Annotated in this window: 18 protein-coding genes; 13 read left to right on the top strand and 5 right to left on the bottom strand. The window is 68.3% G+C overall.

Annotation, left to right across the window (positions count from 1 at the left end):
* Position 1: 1 nt before the first annotated feature.
* On the top strand, positions 2–874 hold the full coding sequence (locus AU192_RS04410) for a TIGR03619 family F420-dependent LLM class oxidoreductase (protein ID WP_064394567.1): 873 nt from the start codon (positions 2–4) through the stop codon (positions 872–874).
* Positions 871–1,281 carry an ester cyclase gene (locus tag AU192_RS04405; protein WP_064394566.1) on the top strand — a complete coding sequence of 137 codons (411 nt, stop codon included), beginning with the start codon at positions 871–873 and terminating at the stop codon, positions 1,279–1,281. Before AU192_RS04410 ends, AU192_RS04405 begins: the two co-directional genes overlap by 4 nt.
* A gap of 78 nt (positions 1,282–1,359) precedes the next feature.
* Here the strand turns inward: AU192_RS04405 and AU192_RS04400 are convergent, their stop codons facing one another.
* Both AU192_RS04400 and AU192_RS04395 read right to left on the bottom strand, forming a co-directional pair.
* Positions 1,360–1,941, bottom strand: a complete 582-nt coding sequence (locus tag AU192_RS04400) for a fasciclin domain-containing protein (protein ID WP_064394601.1) — start codon at positions 1,939–1,941, stop codon at positions 1,360–1,362.
* A gap of 174 nt (positions 1,942–2,115) precedes the next feature.
* Entirely contained in the window at positions 2,116–2,784 is a 669-nt protein-coding gene (locus tag AU192_RS04395) for a fasciclin domain-containing protein (RefSeq protein ID WP_064394565.1), read from the bottom strand.
* A gap of 177 nt (positions 2,785–2,961) precedes the next feature.
* Between AU192_RS04395 and dxr the strand changes: the two genes are divergently transcribed.
* From dxr to AU192_RS04340, 11 genes are all read left to right on the top strand, one after another.
* The gene (gene dxr / locus AU192_RS04390) at positions 2,962–4,152 is read left to right on the top strand and encodes a 1-deoxy-D-xylulose-5-phosphate reductoisomerase (protein ID WP_064394600.1); all 1,191 of its coding nucleotides are present in this window, start codon (positions 2,962–2,964) and stop codon (positions 4,150–4,152) included.
* Positions 4,149–5,372: a M50 family metallopeptidase gene (locus AU192_RS04385; RefSeq protein WP_064394564.1), complete on the top strand. Its 1,224-nt coding sequence runs from the start codon at positions 4,149–4,151 to the stop codon at positions 5,370–5,372. Before dxr ends, AU192_RS04385 begins: the two co-directional genes overlap by 4 nt.
* 15 nt (positions 5,373–5,387) lie before the next feature.
* Positions 5,388–6,563 (top strand): flavodoxin-dependent (E)-4-hydroxy-3-methylbut-2-enyl-diphosphate synthase, encoded by a 1,176-nt coding sequence (gene ispG, locus AU192_RS04380; RefSeq protein ID WP_082693885.1) that lies wholly within the window; start codon positions 5,388–5,390, stop codon positions 6,561–6,563.
* Between the two features lie 54 nt (positions 6,564–6,617).
* A complete protein-coding gene (locus tag AU192_RS04375) occupies positions 6,618–7,472 on the top strand; it encodes a GNAT family N-acetyltransferase (protein WP_064394562.1) in 855 nt (284 codons plus the stop codon).
* 26 nt (positions 7,473–7,498) lie between these two features.
* Positions 7,499–8,155, top strand: a complete 657-nt coding sequence (locus AU192_RS04370) for a GNAT family N-acetyltransferase (protein ID WP_064394561.1) — start codon at positions 7,499–7,501, stop codon at positions 8,153–8,155.
* A 190-nt stretch (positions 8,156–8,345) separates the two neighbouring features.
* Positions 8,346–10,154: a penicillin-binding transpeptidase domain-containing protein gene (locus AU192_RS04365; protein ID WP_064394560.1), complete on the top strand. Its 1,809-nt coding sequence runs from the start codon at positions 8,346–8,348 to the stop codon at positions 10,152–10,154.
* A gap of 32 nt (positions 10,155–10,186) precedes the next feature.
* Positions 10,187–10,771 (top strand): DUF1707 SHOCT-like domain-containing protein, encoded by a 585-nt coding sequence (locus AU192_RS04360; RefSeq protein ID WP_064394559.1) that lies wholly within the window; start codon positions 10,187–10,189, stop codon positions 10,769–10,771.
* 19 nt (positions 10,772–10,790) lie between these two features.
* The gene (map, locus tag AU192_RS04355; RefSeq protein ID WP_064394558.1) at positions 10,791–11,651 is read left to right on the top strand and encodes a type I methionyl aminopeptidase; all 861 of its coding nucleotides are present in this window, start codon (positions 10,791–10,793) and stop codon (positions 11,649–11,651) included.
* A gap of 38 nt (positions 11,652–11,689) precedes the next feature.
* Positions 11,690–13,201 carry a cobyric acid synthase gene (locus AU192_RS04350; protein ID WP_064394557.1) on the top strand — a complete coding sequence of 504 codons (1,512 nt, stop codon included), beginning with the start codon at positions 11,690–11,692 and terminating at the stop codon, positions 13,199–13,201.
* Positions 13,198–13,863 carry a hypothetical protein gene (locus tag AU192_RS04345; RefSeq protein WP_064394556.1) on the top strand — a complete coding sequence of 222 codons (666 nt, stop codon included), beginning with the start codon at positions 13,198–13,200 and terminating at the stop codon, positions 13,861–13,863. Before AU192_RS04350 ends, AU192_RS04345 begins: the two co-directional genes overlap by 4 nt.
* Positions 13,864–13,926: 63 nt before the next feature.
* Complete coding sequence (locus AU192_RS04340; protein WP_064394555.1) at positions 13,927–14,490, top strand: alpha/beta fold hydrolase; 564 nt, start codon at positions 13,927–13,929, stop codon at positions 14,488–14,490.
* A 1-nt stretch (position 14,491) separates the two neighbouring features.
* Here AU192_RS04340 and ngg read toward each other — a convergent pair whose 3' ends face one another.
* The 3 genes from ngg to AU192_RS04325 form a co-directional block, all read right to left on the bottom strand.
* Positions 14,492–16,261 (bottom strand): N-acetylglutaminylglutamine synthetase, encoded by a 1,770-nt coding sequence (gene ngg, locus AU192_RS04335; protein WP_064394554.1) that lies wholly within the window; start codon positions 16,259–16,261, stop codon positions 14,492–14,494.
* The gene (locus tag AU192_RS04330; RefSeq protein ID WP_064394553.1) at positions 16,258–18,075 is read right to left on the bottom strand and encodes an N-acetylglutaminylglutamine amidotransferase; all 1,818 of its coding nucleotides are present in this window, start codon (positions 18,073–18,075) and stop codon (positions 16,258–16,260) included. Before AU192_RS04330 ends, ngg begins: the two co-directional genes overlap by 4 nt.
* A gap of 131 nt (positions 18,076–18,206) precedes the next feature.
* Complete coding sequence (locus AU192_RS04325; protein ID WP_064394599.1) at positions 18,207–19,724, bottom strand: amino acid permease; 1,518 nt, start codon at positions 19,722–19,724, stop codon at positions 18,207–18,209.
* Positions 19,725–19,892 lie beyond the last annotated feature (168 nt).

Here is a 19,892-nt window from a genome sequence, read left to right as displayed (position 1 = left end):
GATGGAGTTCTGGTCGGGCACCGCGTTCATGAAAACGTCAGAGATCGTCGGGCTCGCCCGCGCCTTCGACGAGGCCGGTTACGACGGGATGGTGTGCTCGGACCACATGATCTATCCGCGCGAACTCAGTTCGCCGTATCCGGATTCGCCGACCGGAAAGCCGATGTGGGCACCGGAAACCGCCTGGCCCGACTGCTGGGTGCAGATCGGTGCGATGGCGGCGGTGACGACGCGGCTGCGGTTCTCCAACGCCGTGTACATCGCGCCGGCGCGACCGCTGCTGGAGGTGGCCAAGCAGGTCGCGACGGCGTCGGTGCTGTCCGAGGGCCGGGTGTCGCTGGCCGCGGGCGTCGGCTGGATGCGCGAGGAGTACGAGTTGATGGGCCAGGATTTCCGCACCCGCGGCAAGCGGCTCGACGAGATGATCCCCGCCCTGCGCGAGCTGTGGCGGGGTGGTTGGGTGTCGTGGAGCGGCGAGTACTACCAGGTGCCGGAGATGATGATCGAACCTCATCCGGTGGCCCCGGTCCCGATCCTGTGCGGCGGGGAGTCCAACGCCGCGCTGCGCCGCGCCGCACGGCTGTGTGACGGGTGGGTCGGCTACGCCTACCGGTGGGACGATGCCGTGGGCTACGCCCGGAAGTTGCGCTCGCTGCTGCGCGAGTACGGCCGCGAGAACGAGCCGTTCGGCATCATGCTGGCGCTGCTCGAGCCGCCGTCACCGGATCTGTACAAGCGGGCCGAAGACGCAGGCATCACCGCGGTGATGTGCAGTCCGTGGATGGGTATGGACCTCGAACCCGGTGGGGTGGAGCGGTATCGGGAGCCGATCGAGCGGTTCGCCGAGACCATCATCGCCAAGGTGCGGCCATGACCTTCTCCGAGGATGAGATCCGCGAACTGGTCGAGTGCCTCTACGCCTCGATCGACCGCAGGGACTGGGCGACGGTCGAGAGCCTGGTCTCGCCACGGTTGGTCGTCGAGGTCGCAGGACCACCGACCCTAGGGTGGCAGGAGTGGCAGTCGCACCTCGAGGAGTTCACCCGGGGTTTCTCCGACGGACGGCATGCGATCGAAGAGATTCTGGTCGACGGTTCGCACGGCATCACGCGGTTCACGTTCACCGGCACCCATGACGGCGAGTTCCGCGGCATACCGGCGACCGGGACCAAGGTCGAGGTCACCGGAATCCATATCGACCGGTTTCAGGGCGACATGTTGGTCGCCCACCGCGGCCAACTCGACATGCACGGACTGCTGCGACAACTCGGGGCGGGCTGAGGCGGGGCTGACGCCGACAGGAGAGGGCAGCCCGGCTCGGGGGTATCGGGCTGCCCTCGGATCCTGTTGTGGCGCAGATCAGTTCATCGGGGGCATCAGCACCGTGTCGATGAGGTAGACGGTGGCGTTGGCCGTCTGCACGCCGCCGCACGCCACCGAGGCGTCGTTGACCCGCAGGTCAGTCCCGTGACCGGTCACGGTGACATCGGCGCCCTGCACCGTCTTGTGCGTGCCGACGACCTGAGCAGGAGCGGCCTGGCCGGGCACCACGTGGTAGGTCAGGATGCTGGTCAGCAACTCCGAGTCGGTCTTGAGCGTCTCGATGGTGGCCGGGTCGATCTTGGCGAACGCATCGTCGGTCGGCGCGAACACCGTGAACTGGCCGCCGTCAAGCGTCTCGACGAGGTTGACGTTCGGATTGAGTTGTCCGGAAACAGCTTTCGTCAATGTGGTCAGCAGCGGGTTGTTCGAAGCCGCGACCGTGACCGGATCCTGAGCCATGCCCGTCACCGAGCCCGGGCCGACAGGGACCTGCTGTGCGTATGCCGTGCAGCCGGGTCCGACCATCTCGGCTTGGGCCGTGGCGGTGGTGCCCAATATCAGGGCGGTGGCTCCCAACGCGGCCAGCCCTGCGCCGGCCAATTTCTTCGTTGCGTTCATCACTCGTGCTCCATTCGGGACGGGACGGCTTGTGCCGTCGGATCTTTGCTTCGATCTCTATTCGGTGCCGACGACGTGTCGGATGGGTGGTGACTCTCGATCGGGGTTGCGACGGGCTCGGAACCGCGCATGTGGAGTCGAAAGCGATCCCGGGCCCGCCCGCCAGGGAGCGGCCTAGGAGGCGGCCGGCGGCATCAGGACGGTGTCGATCATGTACACCGTCGCGTTGGCAGTGCGCACTCCACCGCACACCAGGCCCGCGTCGTTGACCTTCAGGTTGTCGCCCTCGCCGGTCACCGTGACGGTCGCGCCCTGCACGGTCTTGTGGTCGCCGGGGACCTGCGCCGGGCCGGCCTGGCCGGGCACCACGTGGTAGGTCAGGATGCTGGTCAGCAACTCCGAGTCGGTCTTGAGCGTCTCGATGGTGGCCGGGTCGATCTTGGCGAAGGCGTCGTCGGTCGGCGCGAACACCGTGAACTCACCGCCGTCGAGCGTCTCGACGAGGTTGACGTTCGGATTCAGCTGTCCGGAGAGCGCCTGCGTCAGCGTGGTGAGCATCGGGTTGTTCGAGGCGGCGACGGTCACCGGGGACGGCGCCATTCCGTTGACCGAACCCGGACCCGACGGCACCTGCTCGGCATATGCCGCGCACCCGGCGCCCACCAGGTTGGCGGCTGGGTCCATGGGTTGCTCCATCGGGGCGGGCGCGACGCTGGTCGATGCCGACTCCGCCGTGGCCGACGGTGCCGCGGTGGTGGCGTCGTTCGAACACGCCGAGAGGGTCAGGATCGCGGCCGCGGCCACACCCGCCGCGGATACGGACTTGCCGAATTTGATCTTCATGCGCTGCTCCCTTGTCGTGGACGGCCGGGCCGTCCTCTGCTGTGACACCGGGGATTCGGACCGCGGCGGCGAGCGGATGGATCCCGTCAGATTCACGTCACAATTCGAAGGCGGGTCACCGCGCGCTCGGCGGGCTGACGAACGGGCACCGGCAGGCGGCACAATGGTTCGGTGAGTATTTCCGGCGGGGCCGAGCGCGGCGACGCGGCATCAGGCCGGCGACGCGTGCTGATCCTCGGCAGCACCGGATCGATCGGGACGCAGGCGCTCGCCGTCATCGCCGCCAACCCAGACCGCTTCGAGGTCGTCGGCCTGGCCGCAGGCGGCGGTAATCCTGACCTGCTGGTGCGCCAGCGCGCCGCGACGGGTGTGACCAATATCGCGGTCGCCGACGAGGCCGCCGCCGCTCGCGTCGGCGACGTCACGTATTCGGGGCCTGATGCCGTCACCGAGCTCGTCGAGAACACCGATGCCGACGTGGTGCTCAACGCGCTCGTGGGTGCGCTCGGGCTGCAACCGACGATGGCCGCGCTCGCGACCGGCGCCCGCCTGGCGCTGGCGAACAAGGAGTCGCTGGTCGCCGGTGGCCCCCTGGTGCAAAAAGCGGCCCGACCAGGCCAGATCGTGCCCGTGGACTCCGAACACTCGGCGATGGCGCAATGCCTGCGCGGCGGCAGCCCCGATGAGGTCGCCAAGATCGTGCTGACTGCATCGGGCGGCCCGTTCCGCGGGTGGGCCGCCGAGCGGCTGGAGTCGGTCACGCCCGAACAGGCCGGCGCCCATCCCACCTGGTCGATGGGGCCGATGAACACCCTCAACTCGGCGTCGCTGGTCAACAAGGGGCTCGAGCTCATCGAGACGCACCTGCTGTTCGGCGTGCCCTACGACCGCATCGAGGTGGTGGTGCACCCGCAGTCGATCGTGCACTCGATGGTCACGTTCACCGACGGTTCCACGCTGGCTCAGGCCAGCCCTCCCGATATGAAGCTGCCGATCGCGCTGGCGCTCGGCTGGCCCGAACGGGTGCCCGCGGCGGCGTCAGCCTGCGACTTCACCACCGCGTCGACCTGGGATTTCGAGCCGCTCGACGACGAGGTGTTTCCCGCCGTGACGCTGGCCCGGCGGGCCGGGGAAGGGGGCGGCTGCCTGACGGCCGTCTACAACGCCGCCAACGAGGAGGCGGCCGCGGCGTTCCTCGACGGGCGGATTCGCTTCCCGGCGATCGTGCGCACCATCGACGACGTGCTGCGCGCTGCCGACCAGTGGGCCGCCGAACCAGCTACCGTGGATGACGTACTTGACGCCCAGCAGTGGGCGCGTGACCGTGCCGCGCGCGCGGTCGAGCGGAAGGTAATCACCACCAGATGATGTGGCTCACCGGTGTCGTGCTGTTCGCACTGGCCATCTTGGTCTCGGTGGCCCTGCATGAATGCGGCCACATGTGGGTGGCGCGCGCCACCGGAATGAAGGTGCGCCGCTACTTCGTGGGCTTCGGGCCGACGCTGTGGGCGACCTGGCGGGCGAACAAGCTCGGCGATCGCACCGAGTACGGCGTCAAGGCGGTCCCGCTCGGCGGGTTCTGCGACATCGCGGGCATGACCTCGGTCGAAGAGCTCGCGCCCGACGAGCAGGACCGCGCGATGTACAAGCAGAAGACGTGGAAGCGCGTCGCGGTGCTGGCCGCCGGCCCCGGCATGAATTTCGTCATCGGCCTGGTGCTGATCTACGGCATCGCCGTGGTGTGGGGGCTGCCCAACTTGCACGCGCCGACCACGGCGATCGTCGGTGAGACCTCGTGTGTGAAGGCCGAAGTCAGCAGGGGTCAGCTCGGCGACTGCCTGGCGCCCTCTCCCGCCGCGGCCGCGGGCATCCAAGCCGGGGACACGGTGGTCAAGATCGGCGATACGCCCGTGGCGAACTTCGACGAGTTGGTCACCGCCGTCCGCGCGCTCGACGGCCCGACCGAGTTCACCGTGCAGCGCGGCGGCGAGGAGTTCACCACCCTGGTCGACGTCGTGCCCGCCCAGCGCTGGGTCGCCAAGGGTGATCTCGCCGAACCGGCTCCGGTCGGCACGGTCGGCATCACCGCGGCGCAGTTCGGGCCCACGCAGTACAACGCGCTGTCGGCGGCGCCCGCGACGATCGCGTTCACCGGCGACCTCGCCGTGGAGATCGGCAAGTCGTTGGCCAAGCTGCCGACCAAGATGGGCGCGTTGGTGCGCTCCATCGGCGGTGAGGAGCGCGATCCCGAAACCCCGATCAGCGTCGTCGGCGCCAGCATCATCGGCGGTGACGCCGTGGATCAGGGGCTGTGGGTGGCGTTCTGGTTCTTCCTGGCGCAGTTGAACTTCGTGCTCGGCGCGATCAATCTCGTACCGCTGCTGCCGTTCGACGGCGGCCACATCGCGATCGCGTTCTACGAGAAGATCCGCAACTCGATCCGGTCGGCACGCGGCAAGGTGGCCGCGGCTCCGGTCAACTACCTGAGGCTGATGCCCGCCACGTACGTGATCCTCGTCGTGGTGGCCGGCTACATGCTGTTGACCGTGACCGCCGACTTCGTCAACCCCATCAGAATCTTCCAGTAAGCAGTAGGAGAGTAAATGGCCTCCGGCCAACAGAGCGGACCTCAACAAATAGGACTGGGCATGCCGGCGCCGCCGGCACCGGTTCTGGCGCCGCGACGCAAAACCCGTCAGTTCATGGTCGGCGATGTCGGCATCGGCAGCGATCACCCGATCGCGGTGCAGTCCATGTGCACCACCAAGACTCACGACGTCAACTCCACGCTGCAGCAGATCGCCGAACTGACGGCGTCGGGCTGCGACATCGTGCGGGTGGCGTGCCCGCGCCAGGAGGACGCCGACGCGCTCGCCGAGATCGCCCGCCACAGTCAGATCCCGGTGATCGCCGACATCCACTTTCAGCCGAAGTACATCTTCGCCGCCATCGACGCCGGCTGCGCGGCCGTGCGGGTCAACCCCGGAAACATCAAGGAGTTCGACGGCCGCGTCGGCGAAGTTGCCAAGGCCGCTGGCGCAGCGGGCATCCCGATCCGCATCGGCGTCAACGCCGGGTCGTTGGACAAGCGCTTCATGGAAAAGTACGGCAAGGCCACACCCGAGGCGCTGGTCGAGTCCGCGCTGTGGGAGGCCTCGCTGTTCGAGGAGCATGGCTTCGGCGACATCAAGATCAGCGTCAAGCACAACGACCCCGTCGTGATGGTGGCCGCCTACGAACAGCTGGCCGCGCAGTGCGACTACCCGCTGCATCTGGGCGTCACCGAGGCGGGTCCGGCGTTTCAAGGCACGATCAAGTCTGCGGTCGCGTTCGGCGCGCTGCTGTCCAAGGGCATCGGCGACACGATCCGCGTCTCGCTGTCGGCGCCGCCCGCCGAAGAGGTCAAGGTGGGCAACCAGATCCTCGAATCGCTGAACCTGCGTCCGCGGTCGCTGGAGATCGTGTCGTGCCCGTCGTGTGGGCGCGCCCAGGTCGACGTCTACTCGTTGGCCAACGAGGTCACCGCCGGGCTGGAGGGCATGGACGTCCCGCTGCGCGTGGCCGTGATGGGTTGTGTCGTCAACGGTCCCGGCGAGGCGCGCGAAGCCGACCTCGGGGTGGCGTCCGGCAACGGTAAGGGTCAGATCTTCGTCAAGGGTGAGGTCATCAAGACCGTCCCCGAAGCCCAGATCGTCGAGACGCTGATCGAAGAGGCCATGCGAATCGCTGAAGAGCGTGGAACAGATGCCAGCGGTTCGCCGGTCGTGACCGTAAGCTGAATGTGATCCCAAACACCGGGTAGAGCCGCCCGGTGTCGGTTAGAAAGAGATCCCATGTCGGCACCGCCGCTGTTTCGTCACGTCGACGAACGACGGGTTTCGGTGGTGCGTGACGTCGGCGCCGTGATGCGGGTGCTCGACGAAGATCCGGTCGGCTCGTGCATGGTCGCCTGCCGGGTGGCCGAGTACGGTGTGGAGCCTTCGGCGATCGGCGGGGAACTGTGGACGCGACGCAGGCCCACCGAATCGCTGTGCTACGCCGGTGCGAACCTGATTCCGTTGCGCGGGGACATGATTGACCTGCACGCGTTCGCCGAGAAGGCGATGAGCACCGCACGTCGCTGCTCGTCGTTGGTCGGCCGGGCCGAGTTGGTGCTGCCGATGTGGCGTCGCCTGGAGAACGCCTGGGGCGCCGCCCGCGACGTGCGCGAGCATCAGCCGCTGCTGGCGCTGAGCACGCCGCCGTCGTGTGCGACCGACCGCGCCGTGCGCCGGGTGCGTGCCGACGAACTCGATGCCTACCTCGTCGCCTCGATCGACATGTTCATCGGTGAGGTCGGCATCGACCCGCGGCTCGGCGACGGAGGCAGGGGATACCGCAGGCGGGTCGCCGGTCTGATCGCCGCGGGCCGGGCCTGGGCCCGCTTCGAACGCGGCGAGGTGGTCTTCAAGGCCGAGGTCGGTTCGCAGTCGCCCACCGTCGGGCAGATCCAGGGTGTGTGGGTGCACCCCGACTGGCGCGGGCACGGTCTGGGCACCGCGGGCACCGCCACGCTGGCCGAGGCGGTGGTGCGCTCTGGGCGCACGGCCAGCTTGTACGTCAACGACTTCAACACCGTCGCGCGCGCGACCTATGACCGCGTCGGCTTCCAACAGGTGGGTACGTTCGCCACCGTTCTGCTCGACTGACGATCCGACTGATTTACGCTCACGGCATGGCTGACGACGACCGTACAATCGCGCGCAGGGAGATCGCCGACACGATGGTGCGCGCTCTGGAACGGCGCCACGAACTGCTCGACGTCATCGTCGATTCGGAGGACTACGACGCCGCGATCGAGTCGATCGCGAGCATGCTCGGCGCATCGCACACGGCCGCCGAGGCGGTGCTGCGGCTGTCCTTCGATCGGCTGACCAAGGTGTCGCGGCGCCGGATCGCCGCCGAACTCGAGGACCTCAACAATCAGCTCAGCTTCACCATGGGTGAGCCCGCCCGCAGTGCCGACAGCATGGCGCTGCGCCCGTTCCTCGCCGCCGCCGATCGCGACATCTTCGCTGCGCGCACCCAGGACGTGCGTGAGGCGGGCGACGGGTCGCGCGCCCCCGCGGGCGATCTCGACGACGAGATCCGCGCGGGCCTGCGGCGCGTCGACGCCGAGGAGGCGGCCTGGCTGGTCGCGGTGCACGGCACCGAGAAGATCGGGATGGTGTTCGGCGACCTGGTCTCCGGCGAGGTCAACGTGCGGATCTGGATCCACCCCGACCATCGCAAGCAGGGGTACGGCACCGCGGCGCTGCGCAAGTCGCGCTCGGAGATGGCCGCCTACTTCCCGGGAGTGCCGTTGGTGGTGCGGGCACCGGCCGCGGGTTGAGGACGCCCGACGCTGCCTGGGCGCCGCTTGACGCTGCGGTCCGCCGGCGTGCGCTGCGGGCCTTAACCGGTTGATCCCACGCAGGAGGTGAGTGCGATCAACCCGGTAAGCCCTCCGATCGGAAGAACCGGCCCCCCAATGCGGTGCGCCTACCGGGATTGCAGGTCTCGACTTCGTAACATCTGCCCCAATGGCAACTTCAGTAACACGCATAGTGAGCCTCGCCGCGGCCGGAATCCTGGTCGTCGGCCTCAACAGCGCCTGTACGCCCAAGCCCGCCGGACCCGAGACCGCCGCCGAGAAATTCTTCGCGGCCCTCGCGACCGGTGACACCGCGGGCGCGGCCGAACTCAGCGACCGGCCCGCCGATGCGCGCGAAGACCTCAACGAGGCGTGGGCCGGGCTGCAGGCCACCCACCTGGACACGCAGATCCTGGGCTCCAAGTACGCGATGGACACCGGCAGCGTCACCTACCGCTACACGTGGCATCTGCCGAAAGACCGCACCTGGACCTACGACGGACAGCTGAACATGGTCCGCGACGAGGGCCGGTGGATGGTGCGGTGGAGCGCCACCGGCCTGCACCCGCGGCTCGGCGAGAACCAGACCTTCGCGCTGCGCGCCGACTCGCCCCCGCGGGCGTCGGTGATCGAGCGGGGCGGCACCGAGGTGCTGGTGCCGGGATACCTCTACGGCTACTCGCTGGACGCGCGCGAGGCCGGCGGTTCGCTGATGCAGACCGCGCGGGCCGTCGTCGACGCGTTGCGGCCCTTCGACAACACCCTCGACGCGCAGCGGCTCGCCGAGCAGGCCAGCTCGTCCAAACAGCCGCTGAACCTGATCACGCTGCGCAAGGCCGACCACGACCGGGTGGCCGCCGCGATCGGTGCGCAACCCGGTGTGGTCATCACGCCGCTGGCCGAAATGCTGCCCACCGACGAGACTTTCGCGCCTGCGATCGTCGGTGAGGTCAAGAGGGCGGTGGCGGGTGAACTCGCCGGCGCCGCGGGGTGGCGGGTGGTCACCGTCAACCAGAACGGCGTCGACGTCGACGTACTCAACGAGGTGCCGGGGGATCCCGCACCCTCGATCCGGATCAGCCTCGACCGGTCGGTCCAGGACGCCGCGCAGAACGCGGTCAATTTCACCGGCAAGAAGGCGATGATCGTCGTGATCAAACCGTCGACCGGTGAGATCCTGGCCGTCGCGCAGAACGCCGCCGCCGACACCGAGGGCCTCATCGCCACCACCGGCCTGTATCCGCCCGGGTCGACGTTCAAGATGGTGACCGCCGGTGCGGCCATCGAACGCGATATGGCCACCCCGAACACGATGCTTCCGTGCCCCGGCACGATGGACATCGGCCACCGGACCGTGCCCAACTACGGCGGCTTCGACCTGGGCACCGTGCCGATGTCGCGGGCGTTCGCCAGTTCCTGCAACACCACCTTCGCCGAGCTGGCCAGCCGGATGCCGCCGCGCGGGTTGACGATGGCCGCGGCCAAGTACGGCATCGGCGCCGACTACGACATCCCCGGGCTGAGGACCGTGACCGGTTCCGTACCGCCCACCGTCGACCTCGCCGAGCGCACCGAGGACGGCTTCGGTCAGGGCAAGGTGCTGGCCAGCCCCTTCGGCATGGCGTTGGCCGCGGCGACCGTCGCTGCCGGCAAAACCCCAGTCCCGCAACTGATCCAGGGTAAAGAGACCGAGATCGCCGAGAGCCCGGCGCCGATGGACCCGAAGATCGTCGAGGGGTTGCGGCCGATGATGCGGCTGGTGGTGACCAATGGCACCGCCGAGGACCTGCAGGGTGCGGGCGACGTGCGCGGCAAGACCGGCGAGGCGGAGTTCGCGGGCGGTTCGCACTCCTGGTTCGCCGGATACCGCGGCGACATGGCGTTCGCGGCGATGATCGTCGGGGGCGGTTCCTCGGAGTACGCGGTGCGCATGCTCAAGGGCATGCTCGACGGACTGCCGCCGGACTACCTGGCCTGATCGGGCGTCATCGCCGTACCGTGGAACGTGCGATGACCGAGACCAACCACGACGCCATGCGCGTCTCCGACGCCGACCGCAATGGCACGCTGCGGCGACTGCACAACGCCGTCGCGCTGGGCCTGATCGACATCGAGGAGTTCGAGGAGCGCTCGGCGGCGGTGGCGCGCGCGCGGCTGCACTCGGACCTGGACGCGCTGGTGGGCGACCTGCCCGGACCGGGTGCGATCGTCACCTCGGCCGCCGACCGCATCGAGTTGCGCGGCGTGCTCGGCTCCCTCAAGCGGCACGGCGAATGGACGGTGCCCAGCCGGCTGGCCCTGCACCGGCGCATGGGTTCGGTGGACCTGGACCTGACCCGGGCGCGCTTCGCCGGGCCGATGGTCGTCATCGAGCTCGACCTGAAGTTCGGCGGGCTCGAACTGCGGCTGCCCGACGGGGCCAGCGCCTCCATCGATGACGTCGAGGTCAACGCGGGCAGCGCCCGCGACCACCGCAGGGACGCGCCTGCCGAAGGCAACCCGCACGTGATCCTGACCGGCAAGGTGGTCTTCGGCTCGGTCGACATCCGCGGGCCGCGCCGGTCCTGGCGGTTGAGCCCGTTCGACCGGCGCTAGCCTCGTCTACCCTGTTGACATGCCCGTTCGTACCGCCCTCCGCCCCGGCGTGGTTTCCCCGACGCTGCCGGTGCCCGCGTCGATCCCGCGGCCGGAGTACGCCTGGAAGCCGACCGTCGACGAGGGCAGCGAACCGTGGGTGCAGACACCTGAGGTGATCGAGAAGATGCGCGTCGCGGGCAGGATCGCGGCGGGCGCGCTGGCCGAGGCGGGCAAAGCCGTCGCGCCGGGCGTCACGACCGACGAGCTGGACCGCATCGCGCACGAGTTCATGATCGACAACGGCGCCTATCCGTCCACGCTCGGCTACAAGGGATTCCCGAAGTCCTGCTGTACCTCGCTCAACGAGATCATCTGCCACGGCATCCCGGACTCGACGGTCATCGAGGACGGCGACATCGTCAACATCGACGTGACCGCCTACATCGACGGTGTGCACGGCGACACCAACGCGACATTCCTCGCCGGCGACGTCTCCGAGGAACATCGGCTGCTCGTGGAGCGCACGCATGAGGCGACCATGCGTGCGATCAAGGCCGTCAAGCCCGGTCGGCAGCTTTCTGTCGTCGGCAGGGTCATCGAATCCTACGCGAACCGGTTCGGCTACAACGTGGTTCGCGACTTCACCGGCCACGGCATCGGCACCACGTTTCACAACGGCCTCGTCGTCCTGCACTACGACCAGCCCGCCGTGGAGACGGTGCTGGAACCGGGCATGACGTTCACCATCGAGCCGATGATCAACCTCGGCGGCCTGGACTACGAGATCTGGGACGACGGTTGGACCGTCGCCACCACCGACAAGAAGTGGACCGCGCAGTTCGAGCACACGCTGGTGGTCACCGACGGCGGCGCCGAGATCCTGACAGTCGCCGACTAGGGCGCTCGACTGTGAATCCGACGACGCCCAGACACGAAATGCCGTCGCCTGATTCACAACCGGCGGGCGGCGCACTCCTGGTGGCCGGAACCACCTCGGATGCGGGCAAGTCGATGGTGGTGGCCGGGCTGTGTCGGCTGTTGGCGCGCAAGGGCATTCGCGTCGCACCGTTCAAGGCGCAGAACATGTCGAACAACTCCGCGGTCACCGTCGACGGCGGCGAGATCGGCCGGGCCCAGGCGATGCAGGCCCGCGCCGCCGGCCTATCGCCGCACACGCGGTTCAACCCGATCCTGCTCAAACCCGGCAGCGACCGCACTTCGCAGCTGGTGGTGCGCGGTCGGGTGGTCGACACCGTCAGCGCGCGCGACTATATCGGGCACCGTGAGCACCTTAGAGCGGTGGTCGCCGACGAACTGAAGCAACTCCGGGCCGAATTCGACGCCGTCATCTGCGAGGGTGCCGGTTCCCCTGCCGAAATCAATCTGCGGGCAACCGATCTGGCGAACATGGGGTTGGCCCGTGCGGCGGACCTCCCGGTGATCGTCGTCGGCGACATCGACCGCGGCGGCGTGCTCGCGCACCTGTACGGCACCGTCGCGGTGCTCGAACCCGAGGACCAACGCTTGATCGCCGGCTTCGTGGTCAACAAGTTCCGCGGTGATCCGTCGCTGCTCGACCCCGGTCTGGCGCAACTGCAGCAGCTGTCGGGACGGCCGACCTACGGCGTCATCCCGTATGCCGAGGGTTTGTGGCTGGACACCGAGGACTCGGTCTCGGTGGTGGCCCGTCGCGTGGTCGGTGAACCGCAGCCCCCACGGGGGGAGCAGTGGTTGCGCGTGGCCGCGATCCGGTTGCCGCGGATCTCCAACTCGACCGACGTCGAGGCCCTCGCCTGCGAGCCGGGCGTGCTCGTGCGCTGGGTCGGAGAACCCGCCGATCTCGTCGACATCGACGTTGTCGTCATCCCCGGCAGCAAGGCCACCGTCGCCGACCTCGATTGGCTGCGCCGCAGCGGGCTTGCCGGCGCGCTGAGCGCGCACGCCGCCCGCGGCCTGCCCGTGCTGGGGGTGTGCGGCGGCTTCCAGATGCTGTGCGCGCGCATCGACGATGACGTGGAATCCGGCGCAGGCGTCGTGCCCGGCCTGAACCTGCTCGACGCCGACATCGTCTTCACGCCCGAGAAGACGCTGTTGCGTCACGAAGAACCGTTGTCCGGCTACGAAATTCATCATGGTCAGATCGGTCGCTCGACCGAGGAACAGTGGCTCGGGGTGGGCTTGCGGCGCGGGGCGGTGTACGGCACCCACTGGCACGGTGTGCTCGACAACGACGACGTGCGGCGCTCGTGGCTGGTCGAGGTCGCGCAGGCCGCCGGCCGCAACGGGTTCGTCGTGGCCGACGACGTCGACGTCGGCGCCCGGCGCGACGCGCAACTCGACCTGATGGCCGACCTGCTGACCAGCCACCTCGACGTGGACGCGGTGCTGACCCTGCTCTCCGACGGCGCCCCGGCCCGGCCCGACATCGTGACGGGACTGCGGCGATGATCCGGCGATTCGCCCTGGCGGCCGCCCTGACCGCGGTGACGTTGACCGGTTGCACGCACTCGACCGAGGGCTCGCCGACCTGGCCAGGCGCCCGGCTGGACCGAGCGCTGCTCACCGCGGCCGACTTCCCGCAGGGGGTGCAGTTCGACCACGTCGTCCGCGAACCCGGCGAGGGTGGCGACGGTGCTGGTGCCCCGCCGGCCATGCTGTCCCGACCGGCGGGGTGTTCGGAGGGACTCACCCGGGTGATCGCCGAGACGGGAGAGCGCGGGCCGGGCAGCGCCGCGGAGTACGTCGTGGGCTACGACGGCGCCCGCATCGTGATGACGGTGCTGACATGGCGTTTGGATCTCGACAAGCTGGCGGCCACGGCCGAACGGTGTGCGAACTTCGAGACGTTCTTCGACGAATCCTCGCCGGGCATCCCGATGACGACGACCAGGATGGATCCATCTCGCGCCGACGCGCTCCTCTACGAGCAGACCATGCAACTCGGCGGAGTCGACAGCAGCGTCTACTTCACGTTCGAGAACATCGGGACCATGGCGGTGTACGGCGTCGCATTTCCGACTCCGAACCCGACGATTCCGGTCAAAGCCGCGCTGCCGCAGACCTTTCTGGACATCGCGACCGAGCAGGCCGAGCGCATCGCCGCACTCTGAATCGCCCCGTTCACTCCCGGCGAAATGACCGCGTCGCACCGTCGACCGCTGTAGCGTGGCCCAATGCCATCCACCACGGTCACCGTCGAGGGGTTCAACGTGCCCGTCGACGTCGCCGGTCCCGAGAAGGGGTCGGTCGTGGTGGTGCTCGGGGCGGGCCATCAGCCGGCCGCCGCCTATGACGCCGTGTGTCAACGGCTGCACACCGCGTCGCTGCGGACCGTCGTCGTGCCTCCCGATCCCCGGCTGACCGCGAAGTCGGTGGTCAGCATCCTCGACGCCCTCGACGTGAAATGGGCGCTGCTAGTGGGGGACCGCGTCGGCGGCGAGCTGGCGTGGGAACTGGCCGCCACCCGGCTCGACCGGTTCATCGGGTTGGTCGTCATCGACCGCGGCCATCCGCGCGTCGCGGACGCCGCGGGCGTGATCCGCGACGAGCACTGCCCGCCGGTGGAGATGAACACCACGGCACTGGTCAGCACCCCCGCGGCGCGCGCGGTCGCCAAGGCCAGCCAGCGCTACGTGTACGGCGACTACCGGATGGTCGACCTGCTCGGCAGGCGCAACGCCGCCGAATCCACCGCGCAGCTGGCCGCCGAGATCGTGATGCGCACCAGCACCTGGTGACTCAGGCGGGCGACTCCTCGGGCGTCCACGCCTGAGGCAGCGCCGGGCTGCCCGGGAACAGAAAGTCGACGAAAGCCTTTGCGGTGGGCTGTGGTTCGTGATTGGCCAGCCCCGGCCGCTCGTTGGCCTCGATGAAGACATACTCCGGCTCGGTGACATCGGGCACCAGCAGGTCGATCCCCGTGACGGGGATGCCGATCGCGTGGGCGGCCCGGACCCCGACGTCGCACAGGTGGGGGTGAACCTTGGCGGTCACGTCGTGAATGGTGCCGCCCTGATGCAGGTTCGCGGTGCGGCGCACCCGCAGCCGCTCGCCTTCGGGAAGTACATCGTCGAACGACCAACCCGCCTCGGTGACCGTCGACTCGGTGACCGCATCGATCGGGATGCGCGATTCACCGCCCGTGGCCGCCGCCCGGCGCCGGCTCTGCGCCTCGATCAGCTCGCGCACCGTGTGGTGTCCGGTCCCGATGACCTCGGCGGGCTTGCGTAGCGCCGCGGCCACCACCTTGCCGTCGATGACCACCAGCCGAAGATCGTCGCCGGGTGCCCGCTGCTCGATCAGCACGTGCGGATGTTCTTGGCGGGCGCGGGCCAGCGCGGCGTCCAAGTCCTCGGCGCTGCTGATCCCGACGGTGATGCCCTTGCCCTGCTCACCCCGCGTCGGCTTGACCACGACGTCGCCGACCTCCTCGAGAAACTCGTGGTCCCTTTCGTCGAAGGTCGCCAGCCTGCCCTTGGGCACCGCGATGCCGTTCTCGGCCACCAACCGCCGAGTGAGGCGCTTGTCGTCGCAGCGCGCCATCGCGACCGCGGAGGTGAACTCCGACAACGACTCCCGGGTGATGACGGTGCGGCCGCCGTGCGACAGGCGTATCTCACCGGCCTCGGCGTCGAGCACCTCGACCCAGATTCCGCGGCGCATGGCCTCGTCGGCGATGATCCGTGCGTACGGATTGAGGTCCTCGACGGTTTCGGGCGGGTGGGTGAACAGCGGTTCGTTGATCGCGTTCTTGCGCTTGACCGCCATCACCGGAACCCGCTCGAAACCGAGCTTCTCGTAGAGCGAGATCGCAGCCGCGTTGTCGTGGCTGACCGACAGATCCATGTAGGCGCGGCCGCGTTCGCGGTAGATCGCGGCCAGCGCCCGGGTGAGCGCCGCGCCGACACCGGGCAGGCTCGTCGCCGGGTCGACAGCCAGCGTCCACAGGCTCGAACCATTCTCCGGATCGGAAAACAGCCGTTTGTGGTCGACACCGGTCACGGTGCCCAGCACGGACCCGTCGTCGTCACGCACCGCGACCAGGTAATCGAGGGCATCCTGAGTCCGGTGGTTGTTCCACAGCACTTCGACGGGTGCGGGCACCATGCCGCAGCGCACGTACACGCGGTTCATCTCGTCGGCGTCGTCGGCGCTCTGCAGCGCACGCACCGAGAACCCGCTCGGCGCCTTGTCGGGCTCGGGATCCTCGGTGAACCGCAGCCGGTAGGTGTGGCTCGGATCGATGAAGAGTTCCGCGGGCGCCATCGACACCAGGACGTGGGGTTCGCGCGCGTAGATGCAGATGTCGCGTCGTCCGGGTCCCTCATGCCTGAGCACTTCGGCCAGCTTGGCGGGGTCGGCGAATGTTTGACCGAAAACCAATCGGCCCCAACCCATCTCGATGACGACATCGTCGGCCATCGCATCGACGAGATGCTGCGGCGACGCGTCGTGCAAGCCGAGGGTGATCGCTTCGGTCTGCTCTGCGTCGGGCCCGAGCGCCGTCATGCCGCGGGTCCGGTGATGCCGTGTCGCTGCAACCACAGCTCGAGCAGCGCCAGTTGCCACAGTTCGTTACCGCGCAGCGGCGTCAGGCGTCCGTTCGGGTCGGCGAGCAACCGGTCGATCGCAGCGGGCCGGAACAGGTCACGTTCCTTGGCCGCGGGCGCGTACAACGCATCGCGCACCATGTCCAGGTACGGACCCTCGAGATGGGTGAGCGCGGGCACCGGGAAATAGCCCTTCGGCCGGTCGATGACGTCGGATGGAATCACCTGGCGCGCGGCCTGCTTCAGCACGCCCTTGCCTTCGTGGGCGATCTTCAGCCCGGGTGGGCAGGTGGCGGCGAGTTCGACGAGTTCGTGGTCGAGGAACGGCACGCGACCCTCCAGGCCCCACGCCATCGTCATGTTGTCGACGCGCTTGACCGGGTCGTCGACGAGCATGACGGTGGTGTCCAATCGCAGACCGCGGTCGATGCCGGTCTCGGCGCCCGCCCGCGCGAAGTGCTCGGTGACGAAGTCCAGGCTCGGGTCGCCGTCGACGGCGAACGCCGGCGTCACCAGAGCGTCGTAGCCCGCGCGGTCGCGGTCGAAGAACGCCTTGCGGTAGCTGGCCACCGCCCCGTCGATCGACGTCGCGTCCGGTCCGCCCAGCGGGGGATACCAGTGGTATCCGGCGAACACCTCGTCGGCGCCCTGACCCGACTGCACGACCTTGACGTGCTTGGCCACCTCCTGGCTGAGCAGGTAGAAGGCGACGCAGTCGTGGCTGACCATCGGTTCACTCATGGCGCCGATCGCGCCGTCGAGCGCGGGCAGCATGCGGTCGGTGCCGATGCGGATCTGGTGATGGTCGGTGCCGAAGTGCTCGGCGATGATGTCGGAGTACTTGAATTCGTCGCCGGCCACACCGCCGACCGATTCGAAGCCGATCGAGAACGTCTTGAGTCCGTGCTGTCCCGCCTCGGCGAGAAGGCCGACGATCAGGCTGGAGTCGACGCCGCCCGAGAGCAGGCAGCCGACGGGCACGTCCGCGACAAGGCGTCGCTCCACGGCTACGCGCAACGCGTCGAGGACGGCGTTCTCCCAATCCCGTTCGGACCAGTCGGCCCGGTCGGCCCTACGGGTGAAGTCGGGCTCCCAGTACGTCGTCGTCGTGCGCCGGCCGTCGGGCTCGATCGCCACCAGCGACGCCGGCGGCACCTTGGCCACCCCGCGCAGGATGGTGCGCGGCGCGGGCACCACCGAGTGGAACGTCATGTAGTGGTGCAGCGCGATCGGATCGATGCGGGTGTCCACTGATCCGTCCCTGGCGCCACCGGCCAGCAGTGCGGGCAGCGACGACGCGAACCGGACGCGGGCGGAATTCTCGCTGATATACAGCGGTTTGATGCCGAGTCGGTCGCGACCGAGCAGGACCCGGCCGCTGTCACGCTCGACGATCGCGAACGCGAACATGCCATGGAGGTGGTCGACGAACCGATCGCCCCAGTGGTGATACGCCTTGAGCAGCACCTCGGTGTCGCTGTGCGAGAAGAACCGATAGCCGTGGCCGCTGAGCTCGCGGCGCAGCTGCTTGTAGTTGTAGATGCAGCCGTTCCACGCGATCGCCAACCCCAGTTCGGGGTCGAGCATGGGCTGACCGCCCGCTTCGGAGAGATCGATGATTTTCAGGCGACGGTGACCCAGCGCGACCCTGCCCTGAGACCAGGCGCCCGCCGAGTCCGGGCCCCTCGGTGTCATCGCCTCGGCCATCGCCGAGACAGCTGCTACATCAGGTATCCGGCCGTCGAGACGCACCTCGCCGGTGGCTCCACACACGCCCTCGACATTACCCTTGTTGACGGCAGCGAAACCTGTTACGGGTGTGACGTGGGTTATGTTCGCGCTGGTGGTGGCGTAAAACTGCCGACGCGGGACTCCCCACGGGCAACATGTGGCGCCGCGGCGGCTCAGTCGGTGCGGCCCTTGAGGATCTCGTCCTCGATGGTGCCGCCGAGCCCCTCGGCGCTCGGGTCGTAGCCGTGCAGGCCGCCGGTGACGGCGTACTCCTCCTCGGGCGACAGCACCAGGCGGTGCCTGCCGTAGAGGCCGAACACCAGCAGGCCCAGGATGTAAAAGATGACGATCGCGATGACCGCCGGCCGGTAGTCCGGGTTGACGAGGATGCCGACGAATGTCACCGCCGCGATGACCAGCGCGACGACCGCGCCCGAGTTGCCGGTCGGGCTCACCCACGGTCGTCGCGCGTTGGGGAACTTTCGCCGCAGCAGGATGAACGAGACCATCTGTAACCCGTACGCCAGCACCGCACCCCACACCGCGATGTTGAGGACCACCGCACCGGCGCCCTCGTTGTAGTTGACGATGAGCAGCGCCACGAATCCGATGACCGCCCCCGCCAGCAGCGCGACGTACGGTGTCTGCCGAGAACCGGTCAGCGACAACGTCTTCGGGTAGTAGCCGGCGCGGCTCAGCGAGTACATATTGCGGCCGTAGGCGTACATGATGCCCTGCAGGCTGGCCAGCAGGCCGATCAGCGCGAACGCCGACAACACCGCGGCGAGGTTGGCGGGCAGGAAGGCGCGGAAGCCGTCGAGCAGCGGTTCGTCCGAACTGCCCAGGGCCTCGGACCCGGTCACCGCCGGGTTGAGGAAGAACACGATCGCACCGCAGCCGATCAGCGAGAGCAGTCCCCAGATGCCGGCGCGGGGAATGTCGCGGGCAGGGTCGTGCGCCTCCTCGGCCGCCAGCGGGAGTTCCTCGATGCCCAGGAAGAACCACATCGCGAACGGCATCGCGTACAGGATCGCCACCCAGCCGAACGGCAGGAACGTCGACGAACCGGCGGCGGCCGGATCGGGCGCGATATCGAAGAGCTTGCTGAAGTCCACGGCGCCGTTGGCGATGGCCAGGATGCCGAACAACACCAGGATGCCGATGGACAGGATCGCGACGACGAGGGCGAACTTGAACGAGATCTCCGCACCCCACGAGTTCAGCCCGACGAAGAGCGCATACAGGATGACCCACCACACCCACATCGGCAGGGAGAGGTTGAACAGGTCGGTTGTGACGGCGTTGGCATAGGAGGCCGAGAAGTAGACGATCACCGCGGTGGTGAACACGTACTCGATGGTCTCGGCGAACCCGGTGACAAAGCCGCCCCAGGGTCCCATCGCGGCGCGCGCGAATGAGTACGCGCCGCCGGTATGCGGCATGGCCGCCGACATCTCCCCGATCGAGAAGAGCATGCCGAAGTACATGATCACTATGACGACCGAAGCGATCGCCAAGCCGCCCCATCCGGCCGCGCCGATGCCGAAGTTCCAGCCGGAGAAGTCGCCGGAGATGACCGCGGCGACACCGATGCCCCACAGGCCCCAGAAGCCTGCGGTGCGTTTGAGTTGCCGCTTCTCGAAGTAGCCCTCGCCCGCTTGGCTGTACGTGACCCCGCCCGAGCGCTTCATCTTGTCCCCTGCCTGATCTTGGGCCACGTGGTCGCTCCGTTCTTGCGGTTATGGGGCATTGGGAGAATAAACTTGCAAAGGTCTGGTGTCCTACCTTTGGAAGTGACTTCTCTGTAAAAGCCTTGGGCGAACGCCGGAGCGAGCCGCATCCAATGGTTGACCACCCGC

It is taken from the genome of Mycobacterium lehmannii, from assembly GCF_001499925.1.
GTDB lineage: Bacteria > Actinomycetota > Actinomycetes > Mycobacteriales > Mycobacteriaceae > Mycobacterium > Mycobacterium lehmannii.
The sequence above is the reverse complement of the archived record's forward strand: the minus strand, read 5'-3'. Positions and strand labels throughout refer to the sequence as shown.

What these genes read in the sequence shown, in the direction of transcription:
- AU192_RS04410 (WP_064394567.1), top strand. Translation starts at nt 2, where the DNA reads ATGGAGTTCTGGTCGGGCACCGCGTTCATGAAAACGTCAGAGATCGTC.
- AU192_RS04405 (WP_064394566.1), top strand. Translation starts at nt 871, where the DNA reads ATGACCTTCTCCGAGGATGAGATCCGCGAACTGGTCGAGTGCCTCTAC.
- AU192_RS04400 (WP_064394601.1), bottom strand. Translation starts at nt 1,941, where the DNA reads ATGAACGCAACGAAGAAATTGGCCGGCGCAGGGCTGGCCGCGTTGGGA.
- AU192_RS04395 (WP_064394565.1), bottom strand. Translation starts at nt 2,784, where the DNA reads ATGAAGATCAAATTCGGCAAGTCCGTATCCGCGGCGGGTGTGGCCGCG.
- AU192_RS04385 (WP_064394564.1), top strand. Translation starts at nt 4,149, where the DNA reads ATGATGTGGCTCACCGGTGTCGTGCTGTTCGCACTGGCCATCTTGGTC.
- ispG (WP_082693885.1), top strand. Translation starts at nt 5,388, where the DNA reads ATGGCCTCCGGCCAACAGAGCGGACCTCAACAAATAGGACTGGGCATG.
- AU192_RS04375 (WP_064394562.1), top strand. Translation starts at nt 6,618, where the DNA reads ATGTCGGCACCGCCGCTGTTTCGTCACGTCGACGAACGACGGGTTTCG.
- AU192_RS04370 (WP_064394561.1), top strand. Translation starts at nt 7,499, where the DNA reads ATGGCTGACGACGACCGTACAATCGCGCGCAGGGAGATCGCCGACACG.
- AU192_RS04365 (WP_064394560.1), top strand. Translation starts at nt 8,346, where the DNA reads ATGGCAACTTCAGTAACACGCATAGTGAGCCTCGCCGCGGCCGGAATC.
- AU192_RS04360 (WP_064394559.1), top strand. Translation starts at nt 10,187, where the DNA reads ATGACCGAGACCAACCACGACGCCATGCGCGTCTCCGACGCCGACCGC.
- map (WP_064394558.1), top strand. Translation starts at nt 10,791, where the DNA reads ATGCCCGTTCGTACCGCCCTCCGCCCCGGCGTGGTTTCCCCGACGCTG.
- AU192_RS04350 (WP_064394557.1), top strand. Translation starts at nt 11,690, where the DNA reads ATGCCGTCGCCTGATTCACAACCGGCGGGCGGCGCACTCCTGGTGGCC.
- AU192_RS04345 (WP_064394556.1), top strand. Translation starts at nt 13,198, where the DNA reads ATGATCCGGCGATTCGCCCTGGCGGCCGCCCTGACCGCGGTGACGTTG.
- AU192_RS04340 (WP_064394555.1), top strand. Translation starts at nt 13,927, where the DNA reads ATGCCATCCACCACGGTCACCGTCGAGGGGTTCAACGTGCCCGTCGAC.
- ngg (WP_064394554.1), bottom strand. Translation starts at nt 16,261, where the DNA reads ATGACGGCGCTCGGGCCCGACGCAGAGCAGACCGAAGCGATCACCCTC.
- AU192_RS04325 (WP_064394599.1), bottom strand. Translation starts at nt 19,724, where the DNA reads ATGAAGCGCTCGGGCGGGGTCACGTACAGCCAAGCGGGCGAGGGCTAC.